A 4,717-nucleotide genomic window follows, 5' to 3' on the forward strand; every position below is an offset into this window, starting at 1 on the left:
CGGCGTTGCTGAGGGGGAAAGGAGGATTACCCCCTTCACCCCCTTTCACCTCGCGCCCCCCGCTGCTGCTGTTCAGCTTCATAGATGCGATGCGTGATTTCCCGCGATCGCCGTCGATTCCTTGAGACTCACAGTCACTACTCATAACGCCTTCTCCGAAATGAGGGCTTACCCCCATGTTTCAAAATAACGACTACAACTTGGCCGGTTCGCCGGAGATCGGCGTCAAATTTATTATTGTCAATATCGTCAGATTGCAGAAATATGTACTTTCCAAAAATTTTCCTAATAACGCCTTTGAAGCTCATTGGATTTATTTTGAATGATATTCGACTTTAAATAGGATTTTTTCAAAACCTAAGGCGGAAGGTACTTAAAATAGCGTCAAGCCCCTTCCGGCTCCCGCTCAAACCAAATTGTCGGCTGTTCGCGTCCGCCGAATCACCCTGGCCTTAAGCACCTGGAATGATTCGGAGACGAGATCGCAGGGTCACCGATTCAATGGGTGATCAGGGACCAACCTGCTGTGGGTTCGACACAGGCGGACCAACGGTGTCGGTGGCTCGTGATCTTCAATCAACAGTACGAACGCGAACCCATCATTGGCGACGCAGAACACCAGCTCGAACCACCCCCTATGATCGTGCAGCACATCCCACGCAGGCTCCAAGCTGGAATCACTGAACCGTAGCCTTTCCAGTTCGAGGGGCGAAAACCCAATTTCGGCAACTATGTCGGCTTCTGCGTCATCCGGCCCGATGATGAGGATGTGTGTCATATCGGCGAGTTCGCCGTCGAGAGTTTCTTGAACCCGTTGGCGGGGCAGCGGGGCAAGAGTCGGCAGGGCCGCAATCATGGCGGCCGAATCGATGAGTGAAAGCATGTGTCTTCTCCGGGGAAAAAAAAAGCGCCCCGTGGGCGCTGTGTTGGTCAGGTGTATTTCCGGCAGAGCGCCAGCAGGTGGGGGTCGGTAGTTGGATGGTCGGGGACGATGAGGACGTGCCCGAATCCGTCGTCGGTCAAGATGATCGGCGCTTCGAAGATCGACCCGTGTCGTTCGATCCATTCCCAGTTCGGGGTGTCATCGCCGACGATAGGAAAACCCACCGCCTGTTCGACGTCGGCGTAGGTGTCGCCCGGCTGGACGATTATGAAGGTGCCCAGCTGTTCCAGGTCGCCGTATTCCGCCAGCTGCTTGTGGCGTTCTTGCAGCAACCGGCCGATGTCGTCGTTTTGGGGCCATAGAGCGAGCTCGGCCCAGGTTCTGATGATTTGCATGATGAGGACTCCATAAAAAAAAGCCCCCACGGCTGGACCGTGAGGGCTCGGATTGTTGGTGATTATAGGTGGTTAGAAGGTCGCCACGACCTTGACGTCGGGCTGGCCAACGATGCGCAGGGGTATCTCAAAATACGACTGCACGTTGTCGATCGCCCGTCTTCGAGCTGCGGTTACCAGGCCCCTCCCCTGTGCCTGAGCGGTGATGGCCCGCCGAGCTGACGCGTAGTTCAGCTTTTGCAGCTCATCGACCTGTTGCTGGCTGTAGGTCAGCACTCCACCGTTGATGGTGGTCGCTTGCTCCGGCTGGAAAGCGATGTCCCCGAGCTTCACCCTGGGCACCTTCACGCGGACGATCTTGGTTTTCTCGTCGTACTGAACATCGGCGAGCGTCAAGTCCCGCAGGTCGATGTGATAGTTCACCACCGCCGGGACGATCAGCAGCTGTGTCCCGCCGAACAGCCAAAGCTTGGTCCGCTTGACCTTGACCCGCGCCGTCCCCTTGTAGCTGTAGACCACTAGTTTATTCTCTTCCCGCAGGCTTTCCACCGTGGTGGCGAGGACCTGTTTTGTGTCCACCTGCAGGAAGCCGCTTTGCTCCACCTCGCGGTCGAGCTGCTCTTTGGGGGCGACCCAGTAACCCAGCCCGAACGTGGCGATGGGCAACAGCAGCAAGGCGTTCTTGCCGCTCATTTGAGGGAGAACGTCAGTTCGTTGAACTTCACCGTCCAGGTGGCCTTATTGAAGTTGGCCTTTGCTACCTTCCATACGATAGCAGACCGGGACGACACGCCTGGATTGACGGTGGTTTCAAAAGCCGCAGCGTTTTCCATCGCGCTCGCCGCAACGATGCTGGCCATAGAGTCCTCAATGTATCGAGTTCCACTGCTGTCGATGAGAGAAAAATCAGAGCTGCTGATCAGTTCGACCGGTGCTTTGGAGGTGTTCTTCTGAGAGTAGTAGGCGACGATGAACGATTCACCTGGCTCGGCTTTTGCACCAAGCGCCCCGCCAAGTGACGTTTTTTCCTCAACCTTGGTGATGGTCAGTTCTGAGCCTTCGATCGGCACAGTCTCTCCGATGGCGTACACCTTGGCGGGAGCGGCTTCCTGCTCAGCGGACTCGCCCGGTTCGCTTCCGCATGCCGACAACGCGAGCAATGCGAAGGCGGCGAAAATAGCTTTATTCATGGTAGATCCTTTTCTTTGTGATGAACCCACGCCGATTACGGACGCGGAGTATTGGCCGCCTCCCGATGGGATTATCGGGTTGAACGGCAAATGCGAGCGAAAATGACACGATTGGTATACAGACGCAGATGGCGCCTTACGGCCACATCGCCGCATGGACGTGGTTCAGCTTCTTGGCGTGAACGTCCGTCACCATCGCAAGCTGAAAGGCATGTCGCAGGAAGAGCTTGCGTTGGAGGCGGGAATGGAACGCAGTTATGTCAGCGACTTGGAGCGCGGCACGCGGAACCCGTCTGTCCGGGCCTTGGGAAGGCTTGCCGATGCGTTGGGTGTTGCGCCGCATGAGTTGCTGATCGCGACAGAAGCTTAGCACCTTCTATATAAGATACCGCCTTTTGCGCGTTGCCCTGCCGAACGCGTCTGATAGGTTCGCGGCATGATCGATAATTTCGTTGCGGATCGGCGATGAGGCTCGTCACATGGAACTGCAACGGCGCATTCCGCCGCAAATACCAACACCTTGATCAGTTCGACGCCGATGTGCTCGTGATCCAGGAATGCGAGGACCCGGCGCAATCAACGCCTGATTACCGCGACTGGGCTGGCGACTATGCTTGGAGGGGTCACAACCGGAATAAGGGGATTGGCATCTTTCCGCGTAAAGGTCAGTCGATCGAGGTTCTCGATTGGGCACAGGAACAGGGTGGGCATTTCCTGCCCGTTAAGCTGGACGGAAAGCTAACCGTTCTTGGGGTCTGGACCCTAGGCCGCAAGGCGTCGGGGCAGTACAGCTACATCGGACAATTTTGGCACTATCTCCAGTTGCATAAGCACCGGCTGGGTCCCGACACGATCATCTGCGGCGATTTGAACAGCAACGCCATCTGGGACACCAATCGCAAGACCCGCAACCATATGATCTCTGTTGGCGAACTGGCGGAGGTTGGCTTTCAAAGCCTCTATCATGAATTCAGCGGTGAGGCTCAAGGCTCGGAATTGAAGCCGACGTTCTATCTTCATCGGGCTGAGACAAAAGCCTATCACATCGATTATGTTTTCGTGCGCCAAGAAGCTCTGCAGGTGGCCAGTCCCAAAATCACTATCGGTGAAACGGATCAGTGGATAACCATCAGCGACCACATGCCAATTGTTGCCGACATACCGCTTGTCTGACATTGCCGTGTCAGCAATCTCTGATAGGTTCGCCCCATGGCAATCCCCGACTATCAGACACTTATGCTTCCCGTGCTTGCCATCGCCGCTGAAGGCGAAACGCGGGTTCCCCTGGCTGCGGAGAAGATCGCCGATCGGCTGGGCCTGACCGAGGACGAACGCGAGGAAATGCTGCCCAGCGGAAAGCAACGCCTGCTGCACAACCGGGTGCACTGGGCCAAATTCTACATGTCGAAGGCAGGCCTAATAGACAGCCCGAAGCGCGGTGTGTTCGTCATCTCCCCGGCAGGCAGACAAATGCTAACCAGCAACCCCAGCCGGATCGACGTTGAGACTTTGAAGCGCATTCCCGCCTTCGCCGAGTTCTACAGCACCTCTACAACCAGCACCGACAATGCGATTCCGGTCGCAACGCCATCGACATCCGACGCAACACCCGAAGAGCAAATTGATGCCGCCCATGCCGTTCTTACGGCAGCCCTTAAGGCCGATCTGCTGCAACGCATTCTGGATCAGTCACCATTCTTCTTTGAACGGCTGATCGTCGATCTGCTGGTGGCAATGGGCTACGGTGGCTCACATGAAGATGCGGCGCGTCAGTTGGGCAAATCCGGAGATGGCGGCATTGATGGTGTCATTGATGAAGACCGGCTGGGCCTGGATCGTATTTATGTCCAGGCGAAACGCTATGCGGTCGGCTCATCGGTAGGGCGTCCAGAGGTGCAGGGCTTTGTCGGTAGCCTGGTTGGCCGTGGAGCTTCCAAGGGCGTTTTCGTCACAACATCGGCCTTCAGCAAGCAGGCTATCGACTATGCGCGCGGGCTGCAGCAGCGGGTGATCCTGATCGATGGGCCCCAGTTCACGGAATTGATGATCGAATTCGGCGTTGGCGTTCGGACTAGCCGGGCGATCGAGGTCAAGCGGGTGGACGAAGATTTTTTTGCGGACGAAGCCTAACTGGCAGAAGGTTGCTGCTCATGAGCTTGCTACTCTTTTTTGATGTCGAAACCACTGGCATAGATAAAGTAAATGATCGGATAGTCCAAATTGCATGGATTTTGGCCGACACAAATGGT

Annotated in this window: 7 protein-coding genes; 3 read left to right on the plus strand and 4 right to left on the minus strand. The window is 56.2% G+C overall.

Going from position 1 to position 4,717, the window contains the following annotated elements; translation table 11 throughout:
* Nucleotides 1-490: 490 nt before the first annotated feature.
* The 4 genes from DM995_RS19690 to DM995_RS19705 all read right to left on the minus strand — a co-directional run bounded on the left by DM995_RS19690 (nt 491) and on the right by DM995_RS19705 (nt 2,468).
* Complete coding sequence (locus DM995_RS19690; protein ID WP_116970766.1) at nt 491-883, minus strand: hypothetical protein; 393 nt, start codon at nt 881-883, stop codon at nt 491-493.
* Between the two features lie 47 nt (nt 884-930).
* Nucleotides 931-1,278: a CBS domain-containing protein gene (locus tag DM995_RS19695; RefSeq protein WP_116970767.1), complete on the minus strand. Its 348-nt coding sequence runs from the start codon at nt 1,276-1,278 to the stop codon at nt 931-933.
* A gap of 72 nt (nt 1,279-1,350) precedes the next feature.
* Nucleotides 1,351-1,971, minus strand: a complete 621-nt coding sequence (locus DM995_RS19700) for a DUF4230 domain-containing protein (protein WP_116970768.1) — start codon at nt 1,969-1,971, stop codon at nt 1,351-1,353.
* Nucleotides 1,968-2,468 carry a DUF4352 domain-containing protein gene (locus DM995_RS19705; protein WP_157973388.1) on the minus strand — a complete coding sequence of 167 codons (501 nt, stop codon included), beginning with the start codon at nt 2,466-2,468 and terminating at the stop codon, nt 1,968-1,970. Before DM995_RS19705 ends, DM995_RS19700 begins: the two co-directional genes overlap by 4 nt.
* A gap of 154 nt (nt 2,469-2,622) precedes the next feature.
* Between DM995_RS19705 and DM995_RS19710 the strand changes: the two genes are divergently transcribed.
* The 3 genes from DM995_RS19710 (at nt 2,623) to DM995_RS19720 (ending at nt 4,598) form a co-directional block, all read left to right on the plus strand.
* The gene (locus DM995_RS19710; protein ID WP_116970770.1) at nt 2,623-2,838 is read left to right on the plus strand and encodes a helix-turn-helix domain-containing protein; all 216 of its coding nucleotides are present in this window, start codon (nt 2,623-2,625) and stop codon (nt 2,836-2,838) included.
* Between the two features lie 95 nt (nt 2,839-2,933).
* Complete coding sequence (locus DM995_RS19715; RefSeq protein WP_116970771.1) at nt 2,934-3,641, plus strand: endonuclease/exonuclease/phosphatase family protein; 708 nt, start codon at nt 2,934-2,936, stop codon at nt 3,639-3,641.
* A 36-nt stretch (nt 3,642-3,677) separates the two neighbouring features.
* Nucleotides 3,678-4,598, plus strand: coding sequence for a restriction endonuclease (locus DM995_RS19720; RefSeq protein WP_116970772.1), 921 nt, complete (start codon nt 3,678-3,680; stop codon nt 4,596-4,598).
* Nucleotides 4,599-4,717 lie beyond the last annotated feature (119 nt).

This window comes from Blastomonas sp. UPD001, from assembly GCF_003426715.1.
Taxonomy (GTDB): Bacteria; Pseudomonadota; Alphaproteobacteria; order Sphingomonadales; family Sphingomonadaceae; genus Blastomonas.